The 23596-nt window shown below is 27.8% G+C and carries 30 protein-coding genes and 1 pseudogene; 13 read left to right on the top strand and 18 right to left on the bottom strand.

The annotated features are described in order from the left end of the window. Positions 1 to 6: 6 nt before the first annotated feature. A complete protein-coding gene (locus AACT_RS15210) occupies positions 7 to 1275 on the bottom strand; it encodes an O-acetylhomoserine aminocarboxypropyltransferase/cysteine synthase family protein (protein WP_172128337.1) in 1269 nt (422 codons plus the stop codon). Positions 1276 to 1484: 209 nt separating this feature from the next. Here AACT_RS15210 and AACT_RS15205 point away from each other — a divergent pair, with 209 nt between their 5' ends. Beyond that, a complete protein-coding gene (locus tag AACT_RS15205; RefSeq protein ID WP_172128335.1) occupies positions 1485 to 1805 on the top strand; it encodes a cupin domain-containing protein in 321 nt (106 codons plus the stop codon). Here the strand turns inward: AACT_RS15205 and AACT_RS15200 are convergent. From AACT_RS15200 to AACT_RS15185, 4 genes are all read right to left on the bottom strand, one after another. Next, positions 1802 to 2077, bottom strand: coding sequence for a type II toxin-antitoxin system RelE/ParE family toxin (locus tag AACT_RS15200; protein ID WP_172128333.1), 276 nt, complete (start codon positions 2075 to 2077; stop codon positions 1802 to 1804). The two genes, AACT_RS15205 and AACT_RS15200, sit on opposite strands and share 4 nt — an antisense overlap. Next, positions 2067 to 2321, bottom strand: a complete 255-nt coding sequence (locus AACT_RS15195) for a prevent-host-death protein (protein ID WP_172128331.1) — start codon at positions 2319 to 2321, stop codon at positions 2067 to 2069. Before AACT_RS15195 ends, AACT_RS15200 begins: the two co-directional genes overlap by 11 nt. A 73-nt stretch (positions 2322 to 2394) precedes the next feature. Further along, on the bottom strand, positions 2395 to 3537 hold the full coding sequence (locus tag AACT_RS15190; RefSeq protein ID WP_172128329.1) for a vWA domain-containing protein: 1143 nt from the start codon (positions 3535 to 3537) through the stop codon (positions 2395 to 2397). Positions 3538 to 3539: 2 nt separating this feature from the next. Further along, entirely contained in the window at positions 3540 to 4541 is a 1002-nt protein-coding gene (locus AACT_RS15185; protein ID WP_172128327.1) for an ATP-binding protein, read from the bottom strand. Between the two features lie 96 nt (positions 4542 to 4637). On the opposite strand from AACT_RS15185, the gene AACT_RS15180 reads away from it, so the two are divergent. From AACT_RS15180 to AACT_RS15165, 4 genes are all read left to right on the top strand, one after another. Further along, a complete protein-coding gene (locus AACT_RS15180; RefSeq protein WP_172128325.1) occupies positions 4638 to 5864 on the top strand; it encodes a BaiN/RdsA family NAD(P)/FAD-dependent oxidoreductase in 1227 nt (408 codons plus the stop codon). Between the two features lie 52 nt (positions 5865 to 5916). Next, positions 5917 to 6573, top strand: coding sequence for a RusA family crossover junction endodeoxyribonuclease (locus AACT_RS15175; RefSeq protein WP_172128323.1), 657 nt, complete (start codon positions 5917 to 5919; stop codon positions 6571 to 6573). Between the two features lie 303 nt (positions 6574 to 6876). Further along, a complete protein-coding gene (locus AACT_RS15170) occupies positions 6877 to 7146 on the top strand; it encodes a ribbon-helix-helix domain-containing protein (RefSeq protein ID WP_172128321.1) in 270 nt (89 codons plus the stop codon). After that, positions 7127 to 7456 carry a type II toxin-antitoxin system RelE family toxin gene (locus AACT_RS15165; RefSeq protein ID WP_172128319.1) on the top strand — a complete coding sequence of 110 codons (330 nt, stop codon included), beginning with the start codon at positions 7127 to 7129 and terminating at the stop codon, positions 7454 to 7456. The genes AACT_RS15170 and AACT_RS15165 overlap by 20 nt, the downstream gene beginning before the upstream one ends. A gap of 155 nt (positions 7457 to 7611) precedes the next feature. On the opposite strand, the gene AACT_RS15160 is transcribed toward AACT_RS15165, so the two are convergent. Beyond that, a complete protein-coding gene (locus tag AACT_RS15160; RefSeq protein WP_172128317.1) occupies positions 7612 to 7980 on the bottom strand; it encodes a DUF2237 family protein in 369 nt (122 codons plus the stop codon). A 301-nt stretch (positions 7981 to 8281) separates the two neighbouring features. Between AACT_RS15160 and AACT_RS15155 the strand changes: the two genes are divergently transcribed. From AACT_RS15155 to AACT_RS15140, 4 genes are all read left to right on the top strand, one after another. Continuing rightward, entirely contained in the window at positions 8282 to 9526 is a 1245-nt protein-coding gene (locus tag AACT_RS15155; RefSeq protein ID WP_172128315.1) for an IS110 family RNA-guided transposase, read from the top strand. Between the two features lie 398 nt (positions 9527 to 9924). Beyond that, positions 9925 to 10215, top strand: coding sequence for a nucleotidyltransferase family protein (locus tag AACT_RS15150; protein ID WP_172128313.1), 291 nt, complete (start codon positions 9925 to 9927; stop codon positions 10213 to 10215). Next, a complete protein-coding gene (locus AACT_RS15145) occupies positions 10208 to 10576 on the top strand; it encodes a HepT-like ribonuclease domain-containing protein (RefSeq protein WP_172128311.1) in 369 nt (122 codons plus the stop codon). Before AACT_RS15150 ends, AACT_RS15145 begins: the two co-directional genes overlap by 8 nt. 46 nt (positions 10577 to 10622) lie before the next feature. Next, positions 10623 to 11906, top strand: coding sequence for a DASH family cryptochrome (locus AACT_RS15140; protein WP_172128309.1), 1284 nt, complete (start codon positions 10623 to 10625; stop codon positions 11904 to 11906). Positions 11907 to 11929: 23 nt separating this feature from the next. Here the strand turns inward: AACT_RS15140 and AACT_RS15135 are convergent, their stop codons facing one another. The 7 genes and pseudogenes from AACT_RS15135 to AACT_RS15110 form a co-directional block, all read right to left on the bottom strand. After that, positions 11930 to 12751: a hypothetical protein gene (locus tag AACT_RS15135; protein ID WP_172128307.1), complete on the bottom strand. Its 822-nt coding sequence runs from the start codon at positions 12749 to 12751 to the stop codon at positions 11930 to 11932. A 98-nt stretch (positions 12752 to 12849) separates the two neighbouring features. Then, a complete protein-coding gene (locus tag AACT_RS15130; protein ID WP_172128305.1) occupies positions 12850 to 13248 on the bottom strand; it encodes a hypothetical protein in 399 nt (132 codons plus the stop codon). Positions 13249 to 13309: 61 nt separating this feature from the next. Next, complete coding sequence (locus AACT_RS15125) at positions 13310 to 13501, bottom strand: hypothetical protein (RefSeq protein WP_172128303.1); 192 nt, start codon at positions 13499 to 13501, stop codon at positions 13310 to 13312. Further along, complete coding sequence (locus tag AACT_RS15120; RefSeq protein WP_172128301.1) at positions 13485 to 13829, bottom strand: antibiotic biosynthesis monooxygenase family protein; 345 nt, start codon at positions 13827 to 13829, stop codon at positions 13485 to 13487. Before AACT_RS15120 ends, AACT_RS15125 begins: the two co-directional genes overlap by 17 nt. Positions 13830 to 13837: 8 nt before the next feature. Continuing rightward, positions 13838 to 14203 (bottom strand): hemerythrin family protein, encoded by a 366-nt coding sequence (locus AACT_RS15750; RefSeq protein ID WP_430385348.1) that lies wholly within the window; start codon positions 14201 to 14203, stop codon positions 13838 to 13840. A 90-nt stretch (positions 14204 to 14293) separates the two neighbouring features. Then, positions 14294 to 14680, bottom strand: a pseudogene (locus AACT_RS15745) (bacteriohemerythrin); the annotation flags it as partial. A 60-nt stretch (positions 14681 to 14740) separates the two neighbouring features. Next, complete coding sequence (locus tag AACT_RS15110; RefSeq protein ID WP_172128297.1) at positions 14741 to 15136, bottom strand: bacteriohemerythrin; 396 nt, start codon at positions 15134 to 15136, stop codon at positions 14741 to 14743. Positions 15137 to 15423: 287 nt separating this feature from the next. Between AACT_RS15110 and AACT_RS15105 the strand changes: the two genes are divergently transcribed. After that, positions 15424 to 16668: an adenylate/guanylate cyclase domain-containing protein gene (locus AACT_RS15105; RefSeq protein WP_172128295.1), complete on the top strand. Its 1245-nt coding sequence runs from the start codon at positions 15424 to 15426 to the stop codon at positions 16666 to 16668. 180 nt (positions 16669 to 16848) lie between these two features. Next, entirely contained in the window at positions 16849 to 17232 is a 384-nt protein-coding gene (locus AACT_RS15100) for a hypothetical protein (protein WP_172128293.1), read from the top strand. A 13-nt stretch (positions 17233 to 17245) separates the two neighbouring features. Here the strand turns inward: AACT_RS15100 and AACT_RS15095 are convergent, their stop codons facing one another. From AACT_RS15095 to AACT_RS15085, 3 genes are all read right to left on the bottom strand, one after another. Continuing rightward, positions 17246 to 18400, bottom strand: a complete 1155-nt coding sequence (locus AACT_RS15095) for a multidrug effflux MFS transporter (RefSeq protein WP_172128291.1) — start codon at positions 18398 to 18400, stop codon at positions 17246 to 17248. Between the two features lie 2 nt (positions 18401 to 18402). Continuing rightward, a complete protein-coding gene (locus tag AACT_RS15090; protein WP_172128289.1) occupies positions 18403 to 18825 on the bottom strand; it encodes a MarR family winged helix-turn-helix transcriptional regulator in 423 nt (140 codons plus the stop codon). Between the two features lie 124 nt (positions 18826 to 18949). Further along, positions 18950 to 20128 (bottom strand): zinc-binding metallopeptidase family protein, encoded by a 1179-nt coding sequence (locus AACT_RS15085; RefSeq protein ID WP_172128287.1) that lies wholly within the window; start codon positions 20126 to 20128, stop codon positions 18950 to 18952. A gap of 137 nt (positions 20129 to 20265) precedes the next feature. On the opposite strand from AACT_RS15085, the gene AACT_RS15080 reads away from it, so the two are divergent. Then, a complete protein-coding gene (locus AACT_RS15080; protein ID WP_172124157.1) occupies positions 20266 to 21624 on the top strand; it encodes an IS4 family transposase in 1359 nt (452 codons plus the stop codon). Between the two features lie 50 nt (positions 21625 to 21674). On the opposite strand, the gene AACT_RS15075 is transcribed toward AACT_RS15080, so the two are convergent. Continuing rightward, complete coding sequence (locus tag AACT_RS15075) at positions 21675 to 21920, bottom strand: hypothetical protein (protein WP_172128285.1); 246 nt, start codon at positions 21918 to 21920, stop codon at positions 21675 to 21677. Positions 21921 to 22025: 105 nt separating this feature from the next. On the opposite strand from AACT_RS15075, the gene AACT_RS15070 reads away from it, so the two are divergent. Further along, positions 22026 to 22841, top strand: coding sequence for a DUF4405 domain-containing protein (locus AACT_RS15070; protein WP_172128283.1), 816 nt, complete (start codon positions 22026 to 22028; stop codon positions 22839 to 22841). A 25-nt stretch (positions 22842 to 22866) separates the two neighbouring features. Here AACT_RS15070 and AACT_RS15065 read toward each other — a convergent pair whose 3' ends face one another. Further along, a complete protein-coding gene (locus AACT_RS15065) occupies positions 22867 to 23523 on the bottom strand; it encodes an HAD family hydrolase (RefSeq protein ID WP_172128281.1) in 657 nt (218 codons plus the stop codon). Between the last annotated feature and the right edge of the window lie 73 nt (positions 23524 to 23596).

The raw sequence follows: 23596 nt of genomic DNA, 5'->3' as shown, positions 1-23596 counted from the left end.
AAGTTCTTAATTTAATGCTTGATTTAAATCTTCAATAAGATCAACAGTATTTTCTAAACCAATAGAAAGTCTAATTGTCACAGGATTAACACCCGCTTTTGCTAACTCTTCTGGACTCATTTGTGAGTGAGTTGTAGATGCTGGATGAACAATAAGTGATTTACTATCTCCAATATTTACAACAACAGAAAATAATTTAGCGCTATCAATTACTTTTCTTGCTTCTTCAAATGAAGATACATCAAATGAAATTAATCCTGATGATTTTCCATCTTTGAAATATTTTTGTGCTTTTTCATAATATTTATTAGAAGTAAGTCCTGGATAATTTACAGCTTTTACTTTTGGATGTGATTCTAAAAACTTAGCAACTTCAAGTGCATTATCAGAGTGTTTATCAACTCTTAAAGCTAAAGTTTCTAAAGTTTGAATTAGTAACCAAGAATTATGAGGAGATTGAACAGCACCAATATCTCTTAGTAATGCTAATCTAGCTCTTAAACAAAAGTTTGGTAATGGAACATCTGTATAAACTAAACCATGATATGAAGCATCAGGTGTTGTAAAATCAGAATATCTATTTTCATTTGCTTTAAAGAATGAAGCTAATCCATCTCTTTCAACAATGATTCCACCAATAGTTGTACCTTGACCATTTGTATATTTTGAAGTTGAGTGAACAACAACATCAACACCCCATTTAATAGGATTAAATAAAGCTGCACTTGCAACTGTATTATCACAAATTGTTAAAACACCATTTCTTTTTGCTATTTCTACTATTTTTTCAACATCAGCAACAGCGATTTGTGGATTTGATAATGATTCAAAGAAAATTGCTTTTGTTTTATCATCAATTTGTTCTTCTAAATCAGAAGCATCTTCACTTTTAAATACTTTTGCACTAATTCCAAATCTTTTAATAGTATGCGTTAATAAAGTAACAGCTCCACCATATAATTTATCAGAAATTAAAATATTATCTCCAGCTTGTGCAACATTTGCAATTGAATAAAAAATTGCAGATTGACCACTTGCTACACATAAAGCAGCAGCTCCACCTTCAAGCGCAGCAAATCTTTGCTCTAAAACATCTGTTGTTGGGTTATTCAATCTTGTATAGATTGGACCTAATTCTTTCAAGGCAAATAAATTAGCAGCATGTTCTGAATCTCTAAATGCATAAGCAGTAGTTTGTGTTATTGGAACAGCCATTGAACCATGACCTTCTTTTTTGTTATAACCAGCGTGTATTGCGATTGTTTCGTTTTGCATATTATTCTTCCTTTCTTCTTTTTGTTATTTTCTTTTTATGTTGGAATTATAGAACATTTTTTTATCAATGTCAAGTAATTTAATCACAATTAATATAATACCCTTTAAAATAGGGGTGATTAATTAACTTGATTAAATCAATCAAGATTATATCAGATGATTAAGAAAGTTTTGCTAAAATACCAATAAATCAATACTATGGATAGTTTATGTGTGTAGAAAAATACAATATTTTTGAGCAAATAATAGTAGATAAAAGTGAAGAAATTTTTTTTGAAATTTTTAAAAATGAAAGCATAAAAGTAGAAAAGATAGTTTCAAACGGCCAAAAATCACCAGAAAATTTTTGGTATGAACAAGAAAAAAGTGAATTTATATTGCTTCTTGAGGGATTTGCTATACTTGAATTTGAAGATAAGCAAGTTGAGCTTGTAAAAGGTGACTGTTTAAATATAGAAGCTTTTCAAAAACATAGGGTTAAGTTTACAAGTTTGGATGAACCTACGGTTTGGTTTGCGGTTTTTTATTAATACACATCATCATGTGAACCAATATCAATAGGAATAATCTCACCATCTTTAATGATAAAATCAATAATAACCCTATATTCCATATTTATAGAAATAGAATAAAAATCTGCTAATTTACCTTTTAATTTATGAAGTCTAAGGCTTGGGTGAAAAGGGTCATTTTCTAGTATAAATATGCATTTAGAATATCTTTCAAACATATCAGGATGTTTTTTTAGGAATCTTTTTAGTCGTTTTTTATATTCATCTGTGATGACTAACTTATAATTCATTTCTTAACTCATCAATATGTTCTTGTGCACTTTGAACTTTGAAGTTACCTTTTTCTATATCTTGAAGTGATTTTAGATATGCCAAATCAAGTTCATTTGCTCTTAACTCTTTATATCTTTCTATATCAAGTACGACATATTGGTTTTTACCTCTTACATTGATAATTAGTTCATCAAATTTTTCAAGAAGATTTGCAAAGATTGAAACACCTTTTGTTTTTACTTCATTTGCATTTATAATCATATAATACTCCTAATAGTACTTTTAAAAGTATTATATAGCATATTATTGAATTTGTCAAAATTTTTTCTAAGAATTAAAAAATCACCAAAGCTCTACCAAAAGGAATTCTCTCTTTTTTATTTGATAATGCCCAAAGAACTTCATACGATGGTGGGATTCGAGGGAAGATACCATCTCCATCGGTGAAGTATAATAGCATACTTGACATTGGGAAGTTTGCATCGATGTATTCAAAAACTGGTCGATAGTCCGTTCCTCCTCCACCTTTTAGGGTAAACTCTATATCTTGGGCACCTCTAAAACTATAGTGAGCGTGAACTTTTGCATCTGCTATTAAAAGTTCAATATTAACTGCTGGAAAGTTTTGCATAATAGCTTTAAATTCTTCAATAAATGCTCCCAAAATCTCTTCTTGAATAGAACCTGAGGTATCAATGGCAACTATTAAACTCAAAGTATCACTTGTAAGTGAGGGCAGGGCAAAACCTCTGTATAAATGTTTTTTATTTGGTGGCATAAAGGCGTAATTATTTCTCATGTGGCGATTTATGGCATTGTAAAGTTCAAACTTCCAATCTATATCTTGGGCTACTACTTTTTTTGCAAGTCTTTCAAAACCTAAAGGCATTAAAGATTTTCTAGTTGATACCTCTTTTGCAAGTGCGCTTGCGTATTCCCATTGTTCTTCATCTCGTTCATCTAGATTTTCTTGTATTTTTTTTACTTTTCTAAACTTTTGAGTATTATCTTTATTGTTATTTTGCTCATCATGTTCTTGTGTTTTTTCATCATCAAAAGCATCAACTCCACTCTCAATTAACTCTTTTTTTAGAAAATCATAAATCTCTTCAGCGTACATATTTTTGAATTTTTTATCATAATTTATGCCTTGAGGCATTTTCATACCATTTTTAGCGAGTAGATTATTGATTGCATAATCAGTTGCTAATTGCCAAAGGTAACCTTTTCTTTTTAGCTTTCTTTGTTGGTGAGATAAAATGTGATGCATAACACAGTTTGTCAAAATAAAAGAGAGCTCTTCAATGGTACAACTGTTTATAAAATCAGGGTTATATAAAAACCTTACCCCATTACTAGCATAAGATTCTATATTTTCACTCTCTTCATGTTTTAATCTTGATGCCAACATTCCAAAATATGGGTATTTTGTTGTTAGTTGGCTTTTGGCTTTGATTAAAAGTGTGTTTGCATTCATAATTAACGTAGTAGCGTGTTGAATTTTTTCATCCACAATGGCCAAGATTTTAGATAATCAAGTTCAATACTTCTTTGTCTTAAATCTTGAATAATCATGACAGAAAACTCTCCTGGAAGATTTAGGGAGTAATTAAGAAGATTTTCTAACTCTTTTGTTCTTGTATCTTCTGAAATTCTAATTGCTAAGGCTGTGCAAAGTATATGTAAAGCTGAGGTATCTGTTGGAAACTCTTTTTCAGTTCCATCTAAAATTCCATCAATATTTGGAAGATCTTTTATAACTGCTTTAAAACCTAAAAATGAAGCTGCTAACTCTTCACCAATTGCTCCACTAATTAGTGCCATTATCAAATCATCTTCAGGAGTTGATAATAAAACTTCATTTACATAATGCCAAGTTCTAGGAGTTGCAAAGGCTTTTGTATCACTTTGAGTATTAAAAGTAAACAAAGCATCTGGTCTATAAGAGATAAAAGAGATAATAGATAAATCAATATTATTGTTTATAGCCCATGCTCTCCAGTCATCAACACTTACTTCCATATCAAGGTGAATAAATCTATTTGCAAGTGGTGCGGCCATTCTAAAAACTACACCTCTATCACTTTCTCTATTTCCAGCTGCAACTATTGCCCAACCATCAGGAAGTGTATATTCACCTATTTTTCTATCAAGAATCAACTGATAAGCAGAAGCTTGAACCATGGGAGCAGCAGTATTAAGCTCATCTAAAAACAAAATTCCCTCTTTAATACTACCATCTGGTAAAAATGAAGCAGGTGCCCAAATAGCTGTTTGATTAACTGCATCAAAAAATGGAATTCCTCTTAAATCTGTAGGGTCAAGAAGAGATAGTCTTAAATCTATACAAGCTATTCCTTTTTCCTTTGCAATTTGAGCAATGATTGAAGATTTTCCAATACCAGGAGGTCCCCATAAGAATATAGGTACTTTTCGTTCACTCAAGTGTTCTACTGAGCGTTTTATTTTTTGTGGATTCATACATATCCTTTATTTATGGAATATGTATTGCAATTAACGTTCCTTGTATTTGAAAGAGTCTATTAGCTATAATCAAAAAAACTTTTAGGGATAGATTTGAAAATAGCAATAATAGGAGCAGGAGCAGCAGGAATAATTGCCGCCATTACTGCCAAAAGATTAAACAAAAATTTACATATAGATTTATTTGATGCAAATAAAGGTATAGGTAAAAAGATACTTGCTAGTGGAAATGGAAGATGTAATATCTCAAACAATCAAATAACTTCAAAAAACTATCTAGGAGAAAATCCAGACTTTACAAGTTTTGCACTAAAAGAGTTTGATTTCAAAGCCTTTGAAAAGTTCTGCAAGAGTATAGGACTTTTACTTGATATAAAACCAAGTGGAAAAGTATATCCCTTATCAAATGAAGCAAAATCAGTAACTAATCTTTTAGAGTTAGCTTTACAAGAATTGGGTGTGAATATATATTTAGAATCAATGATAACAGACATTGAAAAAGTAGAAGATAAGTTCAATATCACAACCAAAGATAATGAATATAAAGCATATGATAAAGTACTAATCTCAAATGGTTTAGGTGCAGCTCCACAACTAAATGCAAACGAAAGCGGTTTAGATTTTGCCTCAAAATTTGGACACAGTTTCAATCCAACATACCCTTCACTTGTAGGACTAAAAACTGACAATACCTATAATGGAAAACTTCAAGGTGTAAAAAAAGAGTGTAATGTAAGCCTATATGTAAATGGAAATTTAGAGCAAGAGATTTTTGGTGATGTATTATTCACAAGTTATGGAGTTTCAGGATTTGCGATATTAGATATTTCACAACTAGCAGTTTTAAATCTAAGCCAATACCAAGATGTAAAAATAGCAATAAATTTCTTCCCAAAAATAAACAGAAATGACCTAGGTGACCAAATCCAAACACTTTTTAAAACTATCCCAAGTCAAAAAGCCGTAGATATAATAACAGGAATGGTATCAAATAAAATAGCACCAGTATTATTAGATATTTGTAAAATCAACATAGATACAAAAGCCGCCGATATAAACGCAAAACAAATAAAAGCCTTAGCTTACCAACTAAATCAATGGAAACTAAAAATAACAGACACCCAAGGTTTCGGACACGCAGAAGCCAGTGGTGGAGGTGTAAGAACTGCTGAGGTAGATAATAAAACTTATGAGAGTAAGCTAGTGAAAAATCTATACTTCGCAGGAGAAGTTCTAGATATAGTAGGAAATAGGGGAGGTTTTAACCTTCAATTTGCGTGGGCGAGTGGGTATTTAGTTGGGAAGAGTTTAGGGAAATAGGGAACACAAAATTAAAAAAAGACAATATTTAGAAAAATAAAAGGCTTATATTTTGAATTTAAGAAATAATATAAAAGAATTCGGTGAGTTATACATTAAAATAAATAGAGAACCAGTTTCTTTACAAGCTAAACCAGTTAAAAAAGAAGATTTCAAAAATTATGTAAAAGAGTTAATAAAAGATATCGATGTTTTATTTTCTGGTGATGTTAAGATAATTATTACATGGCATATTCATGAGGAATTAAGATATGAAAAAGATTCGATAGCAGATTTAGATAATATTGTTAAACCTTTATTAGATGCACTATCTGGTAAAGATGGGATAATGATAGATGATAACCAAGTTCAGGCGATTAACTGCCTTTGGCTAGATTCTTATCAACGGGATGTTCAATTTTTAGAAGTAGAGGTTAAATCATTATTAAGAGAAGATTATATTGAAAAAGAGGACTTATATTTCATTAATTTTGATAATTTATGTTTACCAATAAGTTTAAAAGAAAAAGAAAATCGTAAAGAATTCTTATTAAGATGTGTAAGTGTTTGGGAAATGATGATTAATTATAGGAATAAAGCTTTAGAAGAAGGAGTTTCTTATTATGATGCAAAAGGAATTTTACCAATACAAAGAATTTTTCATAAATCTAGGATATTAGATTTTCCAATTAAGAGAAAAGAAGAAATTATAGAATTAATTAATAATTAGAAAAATAAAAATGTGAACATTTTCAAAATAGTGTAAAAAAAAATCAAATTAAATCTGTTAAGAAATTTGAACTGTTTGAGGCTTTAGCCGAGTTTTAAAATTTTAAGATTTCATTTTATTTTTTAGATATTTTGGAACTTATCGAACGCTTTTGCCTACAAATAGTATTAAATCTTTTGCTACTTTTCTTTACTAAAAAGAAAAGTAAAAAGCATCACAATAAAGAAATATAAAATATCCCAGTTACTCCAATTGACAAACGTCAAACTATTATATATAATATAGTAAAACAAAAGGATAAATATGAATACTTTATCATCTTTAGAAAAACAACAAGTAGGATTACGTGTTCCTAAATATTTACTTGATGAGATAGATGAATTTACTAAGACTTTTTCTGTTAATAGAAGTGAAGTTATAATTGAAGCTATTAAATCTTATGTTGAAGCTCAAAAAGAAAATATTTTTTATAGTGAATTTGAAACTTCAGTAAAAGAGCTCAAAAATAGTATTTCTACTAATAAAAAAGAAGATACTTTAGAAGATTTGATAAATGAACTTGAAAATAATTAGCTTAGAATCTTTTAAAAAAGATGCAAAAGAACTTTTTAAGAAGAATAAAAAATTACCAATTGATTTAAAAAAATTAAATGATATTTTACAAGAAAATCCAAAATCAGGGATTGAACTATCATCCGATTTATATAAAATAAGATTAGAAAATTCATCTTCAAAAGTTGGTAAAAGTGGTGGATTTAGAGTTATTTATTATTACATAGATAAAAATGAAAAATTATATTTATTAAAAATATACTCTAAGACAGAAGTTCCAAATATAAAAGAAGAAGTTTTAATTAAAATCTTAAATGAACAAATGAGTTAAGGAGTAGAATAATCTACTCCAGAAATTCGGAGACAGTATACTTAATACTGACACAGAACCTTGAACACTCCAAAATAGTAGTTAAATATCTAACTGCTACAAACTGTACTAAATCAAAAATATTTTAATATCTAAATCAACCTAATGCACTTATCTTATAAATCAATAGCGTAAGATTTCAATGTTTCTAAATCAATGAGTTCTAACATACGTTCATGTGTAGAATGTATAAATATCTGAGGTGCTTTACCTGCTTGATGTGCTTTGACAAAACTATATCCTCCTAAACACCAACTCTCTCCTGGTTTAACACCTGGGAAGTTATATTCAGGTATTGGAGTTGAAAGATCATTACCAGCTTCTTTAGAATATTCCAAGAATTCTTTAGTCGCATAGATACAAACAGCATGAATAGCAGCATTTTCTTTTCCTGAAAAACAACAACCATCACGATAGTATCCAGTTAGAGGATTTACACTACAGGGTTCTAGTGGTTCACTTAGCACATTTAACTTCTTTTGCATATTATTTCCTCCTATAATACATAATCAACTTTTATTACTAAAACAGAATAAAAGTTGTATATATTATTTATGTTTGTATTAAATTTAATTAGTTTAAATTTTTTTACAATTCACAGTTAATTACATCATTAAATGATCTTCTTTTCCTTGTGAATAATATTTAATTTATATCACCAAACAAAGCGTATTATTTTGATTGTATAAACTCACCTATTTAGGAAGCTATGGAAGTGTTATATCTCTTACCATCCATAATAGGAGGCTGTGAGCATAAATCAAGAATTAAGATTAAGGATGTATTATGTTTTATATTGGAATAGACATTGCTAAAGCTTTTAGTGTTTGTAGTGTGATTAATGATAAAGAAGAGATGATAATAAAACCATTTCCTTTTAATTCATCAACTGCTGGATTTAAAAAACTAATCAATAATATTGAATCACTTAACTGTGATACTAAAGATATTCTTATTGGCATGGAGGCTACAGGATTACTATTTGAAAATCTTTATAGGTACTTAAAAGATTTAAATTATAATGTGATATTATTAAATCCATATCAAACTTCACAATATAGGAATATGCTTACTATGAAGTATGTTAAAAATGACAATATAGATTCTATGATAATTGCACTTTTAATTAAAAGTGGAAGATACTCAAAAGGGTATGTAAATGAAGAACAAGTACAATCCTTAAAAGTATTATTTCGACATAAAGAGAATATTAAAGAAAAACTAAAATCACTTAAAAGAGAAACATCATCACTACTTGCTGTTGTATTTCCAGAACTAGATAAAGTTATTAAAGATCCTTTTAGTGTAACAGGTTTAATATTACTTGAAAAGTATCCTACAGCTAAACACTTTGAGTATGTTTCAGTTGATAGAATATTAAAACTTTTTAGAAATATAAAAGGTAATAATTTTAATCAAGTTAAAGCTGAACATTTATTATCAATAGCAAAAGATACAATTTATTCAGGAGTAGCCAAAGATGCTAGAGCATTTTTTATCAGATCAAATATTAAGCTTATTAGAGCATTGCAAGAAGAAATCAAATCTTTAGAAGAAGAGATGATAAAAATATTTGATAAACAAATTGAATCTACACAAGAGAATAAAGAGGATGAAGATTATATCTCCTCTGTATTAGATAACTTAAGAACAATTCCTGGAGTATCTGATAAAACCCTATTAGCATTACTTGCTGAATGTGGAAATCTTGATAGATTTAAAGATGCTAAATCTTTAATTGGTTATTTAGGGCTTTATCCAACTCAAGAACAATCAGGTAATACTTTAAAATATGGACACTTAGCTAAACGAGGAGCTAGATATGCAAAAAAAGCATTGTATTTAGCATCAGTTGCAGCAATCAGGCATAATAGTGAACTAAAACAAATATTTAGAAATCAAGTAGCATCAGGTCGTGCTAAAAAAGAAGCTTTGATAATAGTTGCTAGAAAACTAGCTTATATTATTTGGGCTATCTATAATCATAACCAAGCATATAATCCAACACGTGTATTTGTAGCACATCCTTAATCTTAATTTTAGATGTAATTAACAGTAAATTGTAAAAAAACTCAAACAAATAATTTAATACTATAAATTGGCAATTATATAAAAGCCAATACCATTTTACTTGTTCACGATGAAATAAATTTCATCTTCAAAATACTATTTTTTATAGTACTTTAAAGATAAAACCTAAAAGTATGCACTTTTTTTATTTTATCTTTTATTTAAGCTATCTTTTATAGGAAGGCTTATTTAAAAATTCTAAAAATTAAAATTCTTGGGATAGTATACTTAATTATTTCATCTAAAAAAGCAATTAAATATCTAGCTACAAGAAACAGTACTAAACTCAAAATATATATATCTTCTGTATTTATTATAAAAATATTAGTTATAATAATGAAAACAATAAGGGAGACTAAATGACAAAAAATGATATTTTAGAAAAACTTATTCAAAAAAAAGATTATATTCAAAATACTTTTGAAGTTGATAAAATAGGACTTTTCGGAAGTTATGCAAAAGATATGCAAACTGAAAATAGTGATATCGATATATATGTAGAGTTTAAAAATAAAACATTTAAAAATATCTCAGGATTATGGGTATTTTTAGAAGAGCTTTATAATAAAAAAATAGATTTAATGCATAAACACAAAAGAAGTGGTGGCGCTATTTTTAATGAAATTCAAAAAGAAGTAATTTATGGATAAATCTACAACTATCGAACTAATTGATTTTATTTTAGAAAGTATTAGACTAATAAATAGAAGATTTAAAAGTATAAAATCAAGTGATGATTTTTTAGATTCAGATGATGGTCTTGATAAATTAGATGCAATTTCAATGAGAATTCAAGCTATTGGCGAAGCTTTAAAAAACTTAGATAAAAGGGAACGAGGTCTTTTATTAAAAGTTTCAGATAAAAATTATTGGAGTAGAATTATTAAAACTAGAGATTTTATTTCTCATCATTATGTAGATATTGACTCAGAAACAGTTTTTGATATTTGTTCTAATGAACTAGAAGAATTGGAAAATAAGATACTAGAATTAAAAGATTATATTAACTAACAATATATCATTATTAAAACTCTTTGTCCTTTGCTAAAATACAAACATGAAATTAGCAATAATAATATTTAGAAACAATCTTCGAATTGATGATAACCACTGTTTATATGACGCATGTAATGAAAATGATTATGTCTTAGGATTATATAGTTTAGAATTACTCAAAGGCGAGATATTTGACTTTAAAAAGTGTGATATTTTTAGAGAAAAACTAATCAAAGAATCACTGCTTTGTCTTAAAACCAATCTTTTGAAATATGATATAAATCTAGGTATCGTTGATGATATTGAACAAAGTTTAAAAGAACTTTCTGGGTCTTATGAGATTACTATTTATTATGATGAGGAAGTTGGGACTGAAGAAAAATCTTTTGAAAAGAAACTTCAAAAATACCCTTATAAATCTTTCTTTTCTCAAACAATGATTGAACCTTTTGTTTTTGATTATAAAAAGAGTTTCTCTCACTTTAGAAATAAAGCTGAAAAGATAGAAATTCAAAAACCACTTGATAAAATTTTTAGAAAAAAAACTATTGAATTTAAATCTCTTGATATAAAAATTCCTACAGTATCAATACAAAATTCAAATGCCATAGTTTTCAAAGGTGGAGAAGATGAAGCCTTGAAACAACTAGAAATGTATCTTCCTAAAATTCATGAATACAAATCAACAAGAAATGAAATGAGTGGTTTTGATAATTCAACTAAGTTTTCAGCATATCTAGCAATTGGGTGTATAAGTCCTAGAAGAATTTATCATGAGATTAAAATACAAGAAGAAAAAACATATAAAAGTGATTCTTCTTACTGGATTTATTTTGAACTTTTATGGAGAGACTTTTTTTATTTGGTAATGAAATATAGTGAAAATAAACTCTTTTTAAAATCGGGAATAAAAGAAATAAACTATAACTTTAGAAAAGATGAAAAGTCTCTAAAAAATTTCTTTAATGCATCAACGGGAGTTGATTTAATAGATGCAAGTATAAATGAACTCAAATCAAGTGCTTGGCTTAGTAATAGAAATAGGCAAATAGTAGCCAGTTATTTTGTAAAAAATCTTGGACTAGATTGGAGAATAGGGGCTGCTTTTTTTGAAAGCCTTTTAGTAGATTATAATCCAGCTTCAAACTATGGGAATTGGGCTTATCAATCCCATGTTGGAAATGATTCTTCTTATAGAATATTTGATATAGAAAGACAAACGCAAATGTACAATGGAAAAGATTATATAAACAAGTGGTTAAATAAGGAAAAATCAAAAGAAAATATTGATTATAGAACTATGGGTGAAGTAGTTAAAAAAGAGGTGTTTTTTGAAAGTGAATAGGGCGTAGAGAGTTATATAAATCTTTACTCCACAATCCCACTCATACAAGTCACTTCAACACCTTGAGCTCTCCAAGCCTTCACAATTTCAAGTAAACCAATACTATCACTTGGCATATGAGGTGCTATGATTATATTTCCGATGTTTTGTTCTATTACTGCTTTTTGCACATCTTCTGGAACGTGCATTGCTATTATTGTTCCGACACCTGCATGGAAATATGATTTATAAACATCTGCTCCACCGTTTGTTCCACCTGACATAAGAACTTCAATTTTACCTGCGTAGTCATCATTTGAACCAACTCTAATAATTGGTTGAGCAACTTTATCTATAAAATATTCCCATGAATTTAATTCTTCAATGATATCTTTTAGTTTTGTTTTTGGCTTATCTTTAAATGCCTTATCTAGTCTTGTTTGTACGATTTCTTCTGTTATAAAATCAGCTGGAATATGTATATTTAGATATGGCATTTTCATAAGTCTTGCCGCTGAACTAACTCGGTCATAGTTTGAAGCGTGTTTTGTCATATCTATACTTATTTGTTTTGCTCGAAGAACTTTTTGAGCTTTGTTTATTGGAATTCCTGATTTTACCATTCTATCTATTTGCACATCCATAACTTTTGCAAAATCAACTACACATGAATCTGCTTTTGGATGGTGAGATACAACGCAGTCAAATCCCAATTGTTGTGCAAGTAATAGCTCTGGAGTTTCCATATCTATACCAATAAGTACTTTTTTTATGTTTTCCCCTGCAACTATGATATCTGTATCATAAGGCATTTTATCAAGGTGTGCTAATTTAAGAGCGGTATTCATTAAGTCTGTTGTATTCATATTATTACCTATATTTTTTTTATGAATCATAACATTTATTTGTTGTAAAGAGAAAATAAAAAAAGAATATCAAACCCAAAAAGGGTTTGACAAAAGTATTAGTTACCTAATAATTTACCTGCTGTTCCCATTAAAGATGGAGTTGATGAATCAGAAGTTACAGCTTTTACAGCTTCAGTAGTAGCTTTATCTTTTAGTTCACTTACTTTACCTTCTAATCCTTCACTTGCTTTATCAGCACAAATATCAATAGCTTTAGCCATCATACCATCATCAGCAATTCCTACAAATGATTTATATGTTGAAGCTTGTGTACAATAAGATTTTGCTTGTGCAGCAGTTTCAGGAGCTTTTGCTTTTGCCATATCAGCTAATTGTGTACCGATTGATTCAGCAGTTATCCCAGTTGCTGCACCTACAGTTTTTGTAACTGAACCAATATCAAATGCGAAAATTGAAGAAATTGATAGTAATGTAGTAAATACGATTTTTTTCATGTTAATCCTTAAAAATAAATTTGCGTATTATATAGTTTAAAAATTAACAAATTGTGTAATTTCAGAACTTATTCTTCAAAATTTGTAATTTCTTTATTTTCTCAAAATCAAAAAAAGTTTTATCACAATGAAGCTTGTTCTTATCATCTAGTTTTAAAGGTTTGATGTTTTTGTAGTTTTTATCTTCATAGGTAAATGAAATATAGTTTTTATCAGCAATTGCTTTTTGCAAAAATCTAAATTCTATGTTCATTTGAATCTTTTGGAGCTTGTTCTCTTTCTTCTTTCGTATAATCTCTTAGAACATTTGCTACTCTTATTCTATACTTTTCAAAGATTCCAGTGTTTCCTTTATCTTGAGCGATTCTGTGTTCAAACATGTTTCTCCAAATTTCTATTGCTTTTTCATCTTCCCAAAAAGATAGACTTAAAAGTTTGTTTTCCTCAATTAGGCTTTGAAATCTCTCAATTGAGATAAATCCTTCACAATTTTGTAAAAATTCTTTTAATTTTGATGCAATTTGTAAATACTCTTCTTTACCATCTTTTGTTGGCCAAACTTCAAATATAACTGCGTACATAGTTTCTCCTATTTTTTATGTGGATTCATTCTTTCCCATGCAATTATTTTTCTATCTTCTTGAATAATATGATGAACAAGAGATATATCTATGATTTTAGATAACTCTTTTTCAAAATCACTTATATTCATAGTTGGAAGTTGTTTTACAAATTCATTTATTTTTAAAATAATCTCCCTATGAAGTTTTTTATGCTCTTCACTTTTTGGATAATTAATATCTTGCATAAATTTTTCTTCGTGAGAAAAGTGTGTTTTCATATAATCATAAAGATCTGTTACAATCTCTTTTATTTTTTTAGTTTTATCTTTTTCTTCAACATATGCAAATGCTTCTTGTGCAATATTAAAAAGTTCTTTGTGCTCTTTGTCTATAATTTCATTATTAACACTATAAATATCTTTCCATCCTGAATGACTTTTTAAATCTTCAAGTGAACAATTCCAGAGATTTATTTTCTTATCTTCTAAAATAATATGTCTAATAAAATACTCTTCAATAAAACTATATAAAGATTTTTCTATCTCTTTTAATTCCATAGTATTTAATTGAGATATTAAATTTGTTAGCACATCTAATAGGTTTTTATGAAGTAATATATGATTTTCTAACTCTGGATACTTCACTTCTTTCATGTATTTTTGTTCATTAGAAAAATGTGTTCCCACATAAGTAAATAGTTCAGTAATTAGCTCTTTTATTTTTCCTATTTCTTGTTCATCATTATTTAGTTTCACCACTGAAAGAGTTTTTCTAGCTATGGAAAAGAGTTTTTGATGTTCTTGGTCTATCTTCAAATTTCCGATGTTATATTCTGATTTCCAAATTAAATTTTCAATATTTTTATCCATAAAAATTCCTAATAGTATAATTATTTAAATTGTATATAAATATTACTAAAAAGCAATAAACTAGGAATCGTTTTGGCTTGAATTGGCTTTTAGCCAAGAGATGATTTTTTTATCTTCTTGAACTATATGATGAACAATAGTTCCATCTATAAGTTTAGCTAGTTCTTTTTCAAAACTATCTTCACTTAAAGTTGCAAGTTGTTTTACAAACTCATTTATTGTATTAACAATATTTTCATGTATTTCTTTATTTTTAAAATGATAATTTACATAATCAAAAAGTTTAGTAATAATTTCTTTTAATTTAGTATTAATTTCTATATCATCTTTTAGTTTTGTTACATTTATAGCTTCCCTTGCAATTGCGAAAAGTTTTTGATGTTCAGAGTCTATTTTAAAATTATTAATATTATATTCTGAACGCCAAATAAGTATCTCTTGATCATTGTTTTGCATTAAAATCCTTCTGTATGGTTTATGATTATATTATAAAAGAGTAAAATAAATCCTGTTATTTAAGCTTTGTAAATATAAAAATAAGCTCTTTTTGAATAATCTTTTCATTAGTAAAACTGCTCCAGAAGTAAAAAGTTGAGAAATGTTTAAAACAAACCACTAAAAGCTTGGGAAGTGCCAGAGATTTTGTGTTCTATAAAATGTTGGCACTCCCGTTATATTAAAATACTAATTAGATATACTAACAACCCCATAAAATCAAATATTTTTAACAGCAAGGTAAAATCATGAAATCTTTTTTAAACTACTTAACATCTTCATTTTTAACTCATATTAATATTGAATTGAGTAAAGACGAGAAAATACTAAATAATATTGATATTGGGAAAAAGCCAGCTAGAATTGGAATAAAAAAAGTACATAATGAGATTTATAAATCTTATCCTAACATAAAGCCTATTGAATTTAATTTTGTATATGAACTTAATGTTATTAGATTAAACAAACAAAACTATTATGATTCAAGTTTTGAGGGATTTGATATAGTATTTTGGGAATCCATAAAAGACTTACAAAATCTAACAAAAGAGAGTAGAAAAACATACAAAAAAACTGTTGTAGAAATATTAAAAAATTTTGATCATAAAAAATTTGGATTAAACATGCAGACTTTTTTAAGATCCCAAGCAGAACTTAGAAAAATTCTACATGAAATGATTAGAGAGTATTATAAAAATGATGAGGCAAAAATAAAAAAGTCTTGGGATATAATTTATGAACAAAACATGGAACATCAAGGTTGGATTATAGAACACTTTGAATTCCTACTTATAGATGCTTGGGAAAAAAGTGAAGATCTATTAAATAATATTTTACCAATAAAAATAGCAAAAGAACTAAAAAAGAAAAAAAAAGTAGAACCTACTCATATAAAAGAAGCTTCTGTACTTTTTACAGACTTTAAAGGATTTACTCAACTTACAGAGCAAATGGATTCAAAACAGTTAGTAAATGAACTAGATATATGTTTTAGAGAATTTGATGCAATTGTAAAAAAGTTTTCATTAGAAAAGATAAAAACTTTGGGAGATGGCTATATGTGTGCAGGAGGGGTTCCTCAAGAAAACAGACATCATATTTTTAATATATGTTTAGCAGGGCTAGAAATGGTTGAAAAAATAAATGAACTTGCAAAAACAAGAGCAATGTCTTGTGGTGGATATTGGCAAGTTAGAGTTGGAATACATTTTGGAGAAATTGTAGCTGGTGTTATTGGTAAACATAAGTTTAGTTATGATATTTGGGGTGACACTGTAAATACAGCTAGTAAAATGGAATCCTCTGGAGTGCCAGGAGAAGTGAATATTTCAGAAGAATTAAAAAACAAGATAGAGAAATATTTTGATATAGAAAGTAGAGGTGAAATTCCTGCAAAAAACAAAGGTAATCTCAAAATGTATCTGTTAAAAGGACTAAAAGAAAAATATAAACAAAATGGATTACCTTCTTTTATTAGTGATTATAAAAATTAATTTAGTTAAAAACTGATTTGCTAATAGCAAATAGGACACAAAAAAATGAATTATAAAATCATTTAAGAACCTTTAGATTTGCAACTTTTTTTAAAGTATTTTATATTTATTCGCTAATCCTTTAGTAGAATTTCAAATAATCTTACTATAATACACAAAAAAACTAGGAAGCATTTTAATATGAGTAGTTCAAATATTATAGAAAACCCAAGCAATGAGGAACAAGAAAAGTTAGTTCAATCACAGTTTAATATAAATGTTGCATTTTATGTTCATTTAAAAGCGTATGATAATAAAGTAAGAGATGAGTTAGAAAAAAGACTTTCAGAAGTATTCTTTTTCTCAAAAGGAATAGATTGGAAATTTGATAGCTTTGGAATAGAAAAAACAGGTTCAAGAGGAACGGAGGTTTTAGGATATTTTATTTTTAGATGTGTTGAGTTAGAAAAATTACAAAAACTTTTTGTTGATGAATTTAAAGATTATGAAAATGCAATAAAAATTTCATGTTCTATCGCAAAATATGAAAAAATTGAAGAATCTTTTTTTGAATTAGAGATATAAAAGAGTTACTCTTTTATATCTTATATGTTCGCATTATTAAAAATGCAAGAAATGAAATGATTGAAATACTAAAAGCTATTGGTAAAAAAGTCTCACTGTGAAATGATAGTGCAATTGAAGAAATAATCGCCCCTAATCCAAACTGTAAAACTCCTACAACTCCTGAAGCAACTCCTGCATTTTTTGGGAAATGCTCCAAAGTCAAAGCCATACAATTTCCAAATATAAAAGCCATCATACTCATATATGATGCTATTAAAATCATAATTAAAATCAAACTAATATTCTCATAATTTAAGACAAATAAAACTCCTGAAATTACCTGAATTAAAAGAGCAATTTTTACAAGATTAATAGGATTTATACTTTTGAGTAGATTCACATTTACTTTAATCATTAGCATTAAAACTATAAAATTTATTCCAAAAAAGAATGGAAAATAATCAGTTTGAATTTTAAAATATTCTATATAAATAAAAGATGTCTTTGCAATAATTATAAAAAAACCACCAAAACTAAAACCTAAAGTCAACATTGCTTTTAAGGCATTTTTATGGCTTAGTACTAATTTAAATGATTCAAATACATTTTGTTTTGTATATGTATAACTCTCTTCTAAATCTTTATAAACAAAAAAAGCCACAATTAAAGCATAAATTGTTAAAAATATAAATACAGCTTCCCAGTTAAAAAAGTGAATAATAAATGCTCCAATAGCAGGAGCTAATAAAGGAGCTAAACTTCTTACCATTCCAATAAGTGAAAATACTTTTGCAGCTTCAGCCCCATGAAATCTATCTCTCACAGCAGCGGCTGCATTTACTACAACAATTCCTCCAAAGAATGCTTCAAAGAATCTATAAACCCATAATTCATAAATAGTTGAGCTAAAGATGATAATAAAACTAAATAAGGCATAACCTAAAAGTCCAAAGATAGAACTCATTTTTCTTCCATATCTATCGGAAATAGGGCCTCCAAATACTTGACCAATTGAAAAACCAATTAGAAATATTGATAATGAAAGTTCGATTTTGTGAATACTTACATTAAATGATTTTGCAATATCTGGAATTGAGGGTAAATATGTATCAACTCCCATTGGTGCAACTGAAGATAATACCGATAATAAAATGATTAAATATATGTGATTTATTGATTTCTTCATAATTAGTTTTCCATATTAAAAGCTACTTTTTCAAGAAGTTCAACAATTTTTTTTATTTCATTTTCATCAAGATTTGAAGATACTTTTTTTCTAAACTCTTTTACTATAAGAACACTTTCTTCTAAAATTTTTTCCCCTTGGGGCGTTAGTTCTATTAGATTTGTTCTTTTATTAATTTGTTTTTTTAGAATAAAACCTTTTTTTTCTAAGCTTGCTAATGTTCTGCTTATTGTGGTTTTATCCTTTGCAAGAATATTTGCTATTTTTGTTTGATTTACCTCTTTTTCATATTTTATGATTTCAAGTGCTGCTCTTTGTTCAGGTGCAATATCATATTTTTGAAGTAGGGTATTGAATTTATTGTTTATTTTATTTGCTGTTTGGTTTATTTTAAAACCAATAGAGCTTTCTAAGTCATAAGACATTTTAATCCTTTAATTGTATATACAATAGTTGCATATACAACCTTTTGAAAAGATTAAAAGTATTTAACCGCCCTAAAGGGCGATTTACTATTTTTACTTTTTAGAATTTAAAATAAAGATACTTTTAGTTTAATGTCTCTTTTTTTTCATCTGTTAATTCTGGCATACGATCTAGTTTATCATGAATCGCATGATGAATAAAAGAAAGTTTTGTTCGTACTGATTGTGTTAATACAAAGGGATAGGCATCATTCATTCCCATACTACGATTTAAAGAGTTAAGAATAACAGAAAAGTCCATCCATGTATCTAAGATACTTGTTATTGATGTTTGAGATGAAAAGAAGTAAGAACTTTGAGGTAATTTTAAATCACCAACATTCCCACTATATAAATTATCTCCAATAGAACCCGTAATATTGAAGTTTTTTGCTGTTTCTAAAGTATCCATAATATGCATATAATGTGCCCAAGTTTCGGCCCAATCTTCATATGGGTGCATAGTAGCATACTCACTTATAAAGTGATCACTCCAGTTTTCTGGAGCACCATTTTCATAATGTTTTTTAAGAGCTTCTTGATAATCTAACTCATCATCACCAAAATATTTTTTACATAGTTCATGTTTCTTTTTTGATTTGGCAATTAGTTTTTCAAAATAGTAATGACCAAGTTCATGTCTGAAATGACCAAGTAATGTACGGTACTGCTCACCCATGGCATGTTTTGTATTAGAACGAGCAACTTCATCTGCTTCAGCTAGGTTAATAGTAATATGTCCATTATCATGACCTGTAAATACTGTTTCTTGATCATCTAATTTAGTCAAGAAATGGTCACTTACATCACGGTCTGTTGTGAAATCAAAACTCAAACCACTTTTTGGATTTTGTTGAATATTATCTAATGGAAGAGATAATGCTTTAAGTGTATAAATAGCTCGACGTTTTGCTACTTCCATTTTTTTCCATAAAGGAATATGCTCAACAATTGATAAATCAGGAATAGTTTCATTAAAACGACAAGCAAAACATAAGACTTCATCTTTATTTGGTACGGGTTCAAAATTATTCATATTAACCATACCATTACAAATGTGATAGTTAGCATTATTATCGCATTTTTTATAATGAATGTCTGGTTGATTTGCTTTAAAATAGTAACCGCTCTTTTCATCTAAGTTATATGTTTCTACTTTATTAAAATTATCATCAACTCCAACTACTCTTTCACAAGCAACACAAGAGCTACTTTCAAAAAACAGTATTTGATTATTTTCACAGTCACATTTAAAAGTTTTCATTTATATCCTTACTTTTACTCAACTTTCGCACATAGAAAATCATAAATTCACTATATTCAAAAGCTTCATTAAACCCCATAAATAGACACTTTTAGCTATAATTGTTCACCACAAACATTAATATATAAGGGCTTTTTATGGGTATTGACAATTTTATCGAAACTGCTATGAAGAGTGTGTTAAAGAATCCTATAGTTTTAGTTTTAAGAGATATAAATTTTAGCAGTATTTTAAAACAAAGTAATTTTATCAAGCGTGATGTAGGTGTGCCGCCGTATATGGTGATCTTACAATTTTTATATATGTTCCTTATTAATAAAAAGATCTCATCCTTTATGAAATATAGTAATGACAGTTTTAAGAAAGATGTTTATTATAGATTACTAAAAAATAGTAAATACAACTGGAGAAAATTATTGTTGCTCACATCCGTGAACTTAATCAATAAACTTTCATCATTGCAAAAGCCAACTGATACAAAAGTATTTATCATTGATGACACAGTTGAAATTAAGCGTGGAAAATATATAGAAGGCAGTTGTAAGAATTTATGGAGCAATAAAGATAAAAGAGTAGTTAAGGGTTTAAATATTGTATCACTAAACTATAGTGATACTCATACCGATATGATGCTAGATTTTTCCATGAACTATAATAAAAATCAAATTATAGATTCTATTGATAATAAATATCACCATAGAAGCAATGCCTATAAACGAAGAATTGAAGGGAGAAACGGTAAAAATATCCAAGCAATAAATATGCTAAAACGAGCTTTAAGTTCAGGAATATATGCAGACTATCTACTTGTCGATAGCTGGTATGCAAAACCAAATTTTATCAAAGAGGTTAGAGATAATGGTTTGGATACGATTGCAAGGGTTGCAAAAAGCAATAGAATCTGGCAGTTTAGTGGGAAATATAAAACACTTGAAGCTCTATATAATCATGAAAAACAAAATAAAACTTCAAAACTTGGTAACTATAATTCCATCAAATACTCCTATGTTTCAACTATCACTACACATAAAACACTTGGAAGAGTAAAGATTGTATTTATAAGAACCAAAGAAAATCTAATACCAATATTTTCAACCAATATACATTTATCAGATTTAGAGATTATAAATACATACAAAAAACGGTGGAATATTGAGCAAGGATATAAAGACCTAAGGGAATACTTTCAATTCGGTAAAGAGGAAAACCGCATTTATGAAGCCCTAATAGCTAGAATCACTCTATCATTCCTTGCATACAATTTAACAAGCTATATCAATCGTATCAATAATGAACCACAAACTTTAGGAAACTTATTCAAAGACTTAGAGTGTCAGCTTGAAACCCTTGCTATTTCAATGGAACTATTCCTAAAAATATTAGAAAACTTGCTCCAAACTACAGAAATTGTCAAGAGAAATAAAGATTTAGAGCTTATTATCAATGTTTTACGCATTCATACCAAAAAGCAACTTGGTTTTATGTGCGAAAGTTGAGTTACTTTTATACTTAATATCTTATTTACAAGCTTTAATAAAATTAAAACTTAGCATTGAAGATTTGGTGTATTTATTCCATTTATTCTTACTATTTTATCTAATCTTATTTGAGTTCCATTTTTTAGTATTAAAAACTCTTCTTTATTTTTTGTTTTAAAATCCACAATTAAATCTTCTACATTTATTTCATTTTCATTTTCTAAATATGTAATATTCGAAAGTACTTTTTTTACAGCTAAAGCTTCAAGTTCATCATAAAAATGACAACTTACAGTTTGATATTTATTTGCCATTTGGAATCCTATAATTGGTATAGAATACTATTATACTATTTTATTAAATATTGTTAATACATAGTTACAAAAAAGGTGCTAAAATATAAAAAAGAAGGAGTTGCTATGAATCTTAAAAAAATCACTTCACTAACTATGCTTTTAGCTATGTTTACTATGACATTTACAGGGATAATACTATTTATCACACCTCCTGGTCGAGTTGCCAATTGGGCAAATTGGGAGCTATTTGGTATTTCTAAAGAGTTGTATGGTCAAATCCATTCAAGTTTTATGGTTTTGTTTATAATAGCAACTATTTTACATGTTTATTATAATTGGAAGCCTTTGATTAGCTATATGAAAAATGAAGCTAGACAATTTATTTTATTTACTAAAGATATGATAATTGCAAGTATTTTGTTTTTGATATTTTTATTTGGAACTATTTATCAAGTTAGTCCTTTTTCAAATTTTCTAAACTTTGGAGATGATATAAAAAATTCATGGGAAAAAGAGTATGGAACTTCACCTTATTCACACGCTGAATTATCCTCTTTAAAAAGTTTTACAAAAAAACTAAACTATGATTTAGAAAGATCAAAAAATATATTAACATCAAATAATATTGCATTTGAAGATGAACAAAGCTTATCTCAAATAGCTAAAACAAATAGCATAAGTCCAAAATTCATTTATGATATATTGAGAAAAAACTTTGAAAAAGGTGAACAAAAAACAGTTCCCCTTTCAGGTCTTGGAAAAAAATCTATAAAAGAAGTTGCTATGACTTTAGAAATAAGCAGTGATGAGTTTATTTCAAAATTAAAAAGTTTAGGTTTAGATGCAAAAGAGGATGATAAGTTTAAAGATATTGCAGAAAGTAAAGATTTAAGTCCATCAGATATACTTGAAAAACTAGGCTTTAAAAAAGCAGATTAAAAAGTATAATAAAAAGTAGAAAATTCTACTTTTTATTTACTATTTCTAAAATATCTAAAGGATGTTTTACTACAAAAGTAGCACCGTTTTCCATTAGTTCATCTTCATCTCTAAATCCCCAAAGAACACCAATTCCTATCATTTTTGCATTAACAGCTGTTTGCATATCAACCATTGTATCCCCTACAAAATAAATCTCTTCGCAAGGAACATCAAAACTTTGTGCTATTTGAATAGCAGCTGTTGGATTTGGTTTTTTAGGAATATGCGCTTTTTGACCATGTACTTCTTTCATTTCATATTTTGAAAATAGGTTATTTGCATATGCAATAGTAAATTCATGGGGTTTGTTTGATAAGATTCCTATTTTAAAGTCTAATTTTTGAAGTTCATCTAAAAGTTCATAAATACCATCATAAGGTTTTGTTTTTGCATGTAATTTTTGATCATAAACTATTTTAAATTTTTCAGTAACTTTTGCTTTTATTTCATCGTTTGTATTTTTATCAAGTGCATTATCAACTAGGATGGAAATGCCTCCACCTACAAAATATTTATAATCTTCTATTTGATGACTTGGTAAATTTAGTTCTTCTAAAACTTGATTCATACAAACAGCAATATCTTCTAAAGAGTCTATTAGTGTTCCATCTAAATCAAATATAATTGCTTTATTATTCATATTAATCCTTTTAAAGGATTTTAGTTAATTTATCATTAGAGTAAAGTTTCTTAGAAAGAAAATTTGGTAGTTT

It is taken from the genome of Arcobacter acticola, from assembly GCF_013177675.1.
Classification (GTDB): domain Bacteria; phylum Campylobacterota; class Campylobacteria; order Campylobacterales; family Arcobacteraceae; genus Aliarcobacter; species Aliarcobacter acticola.
Note: the sequence above shows the minus strand (reverse complement) of the source record. Positions and strands in the feature narration are given on the sequence as shown.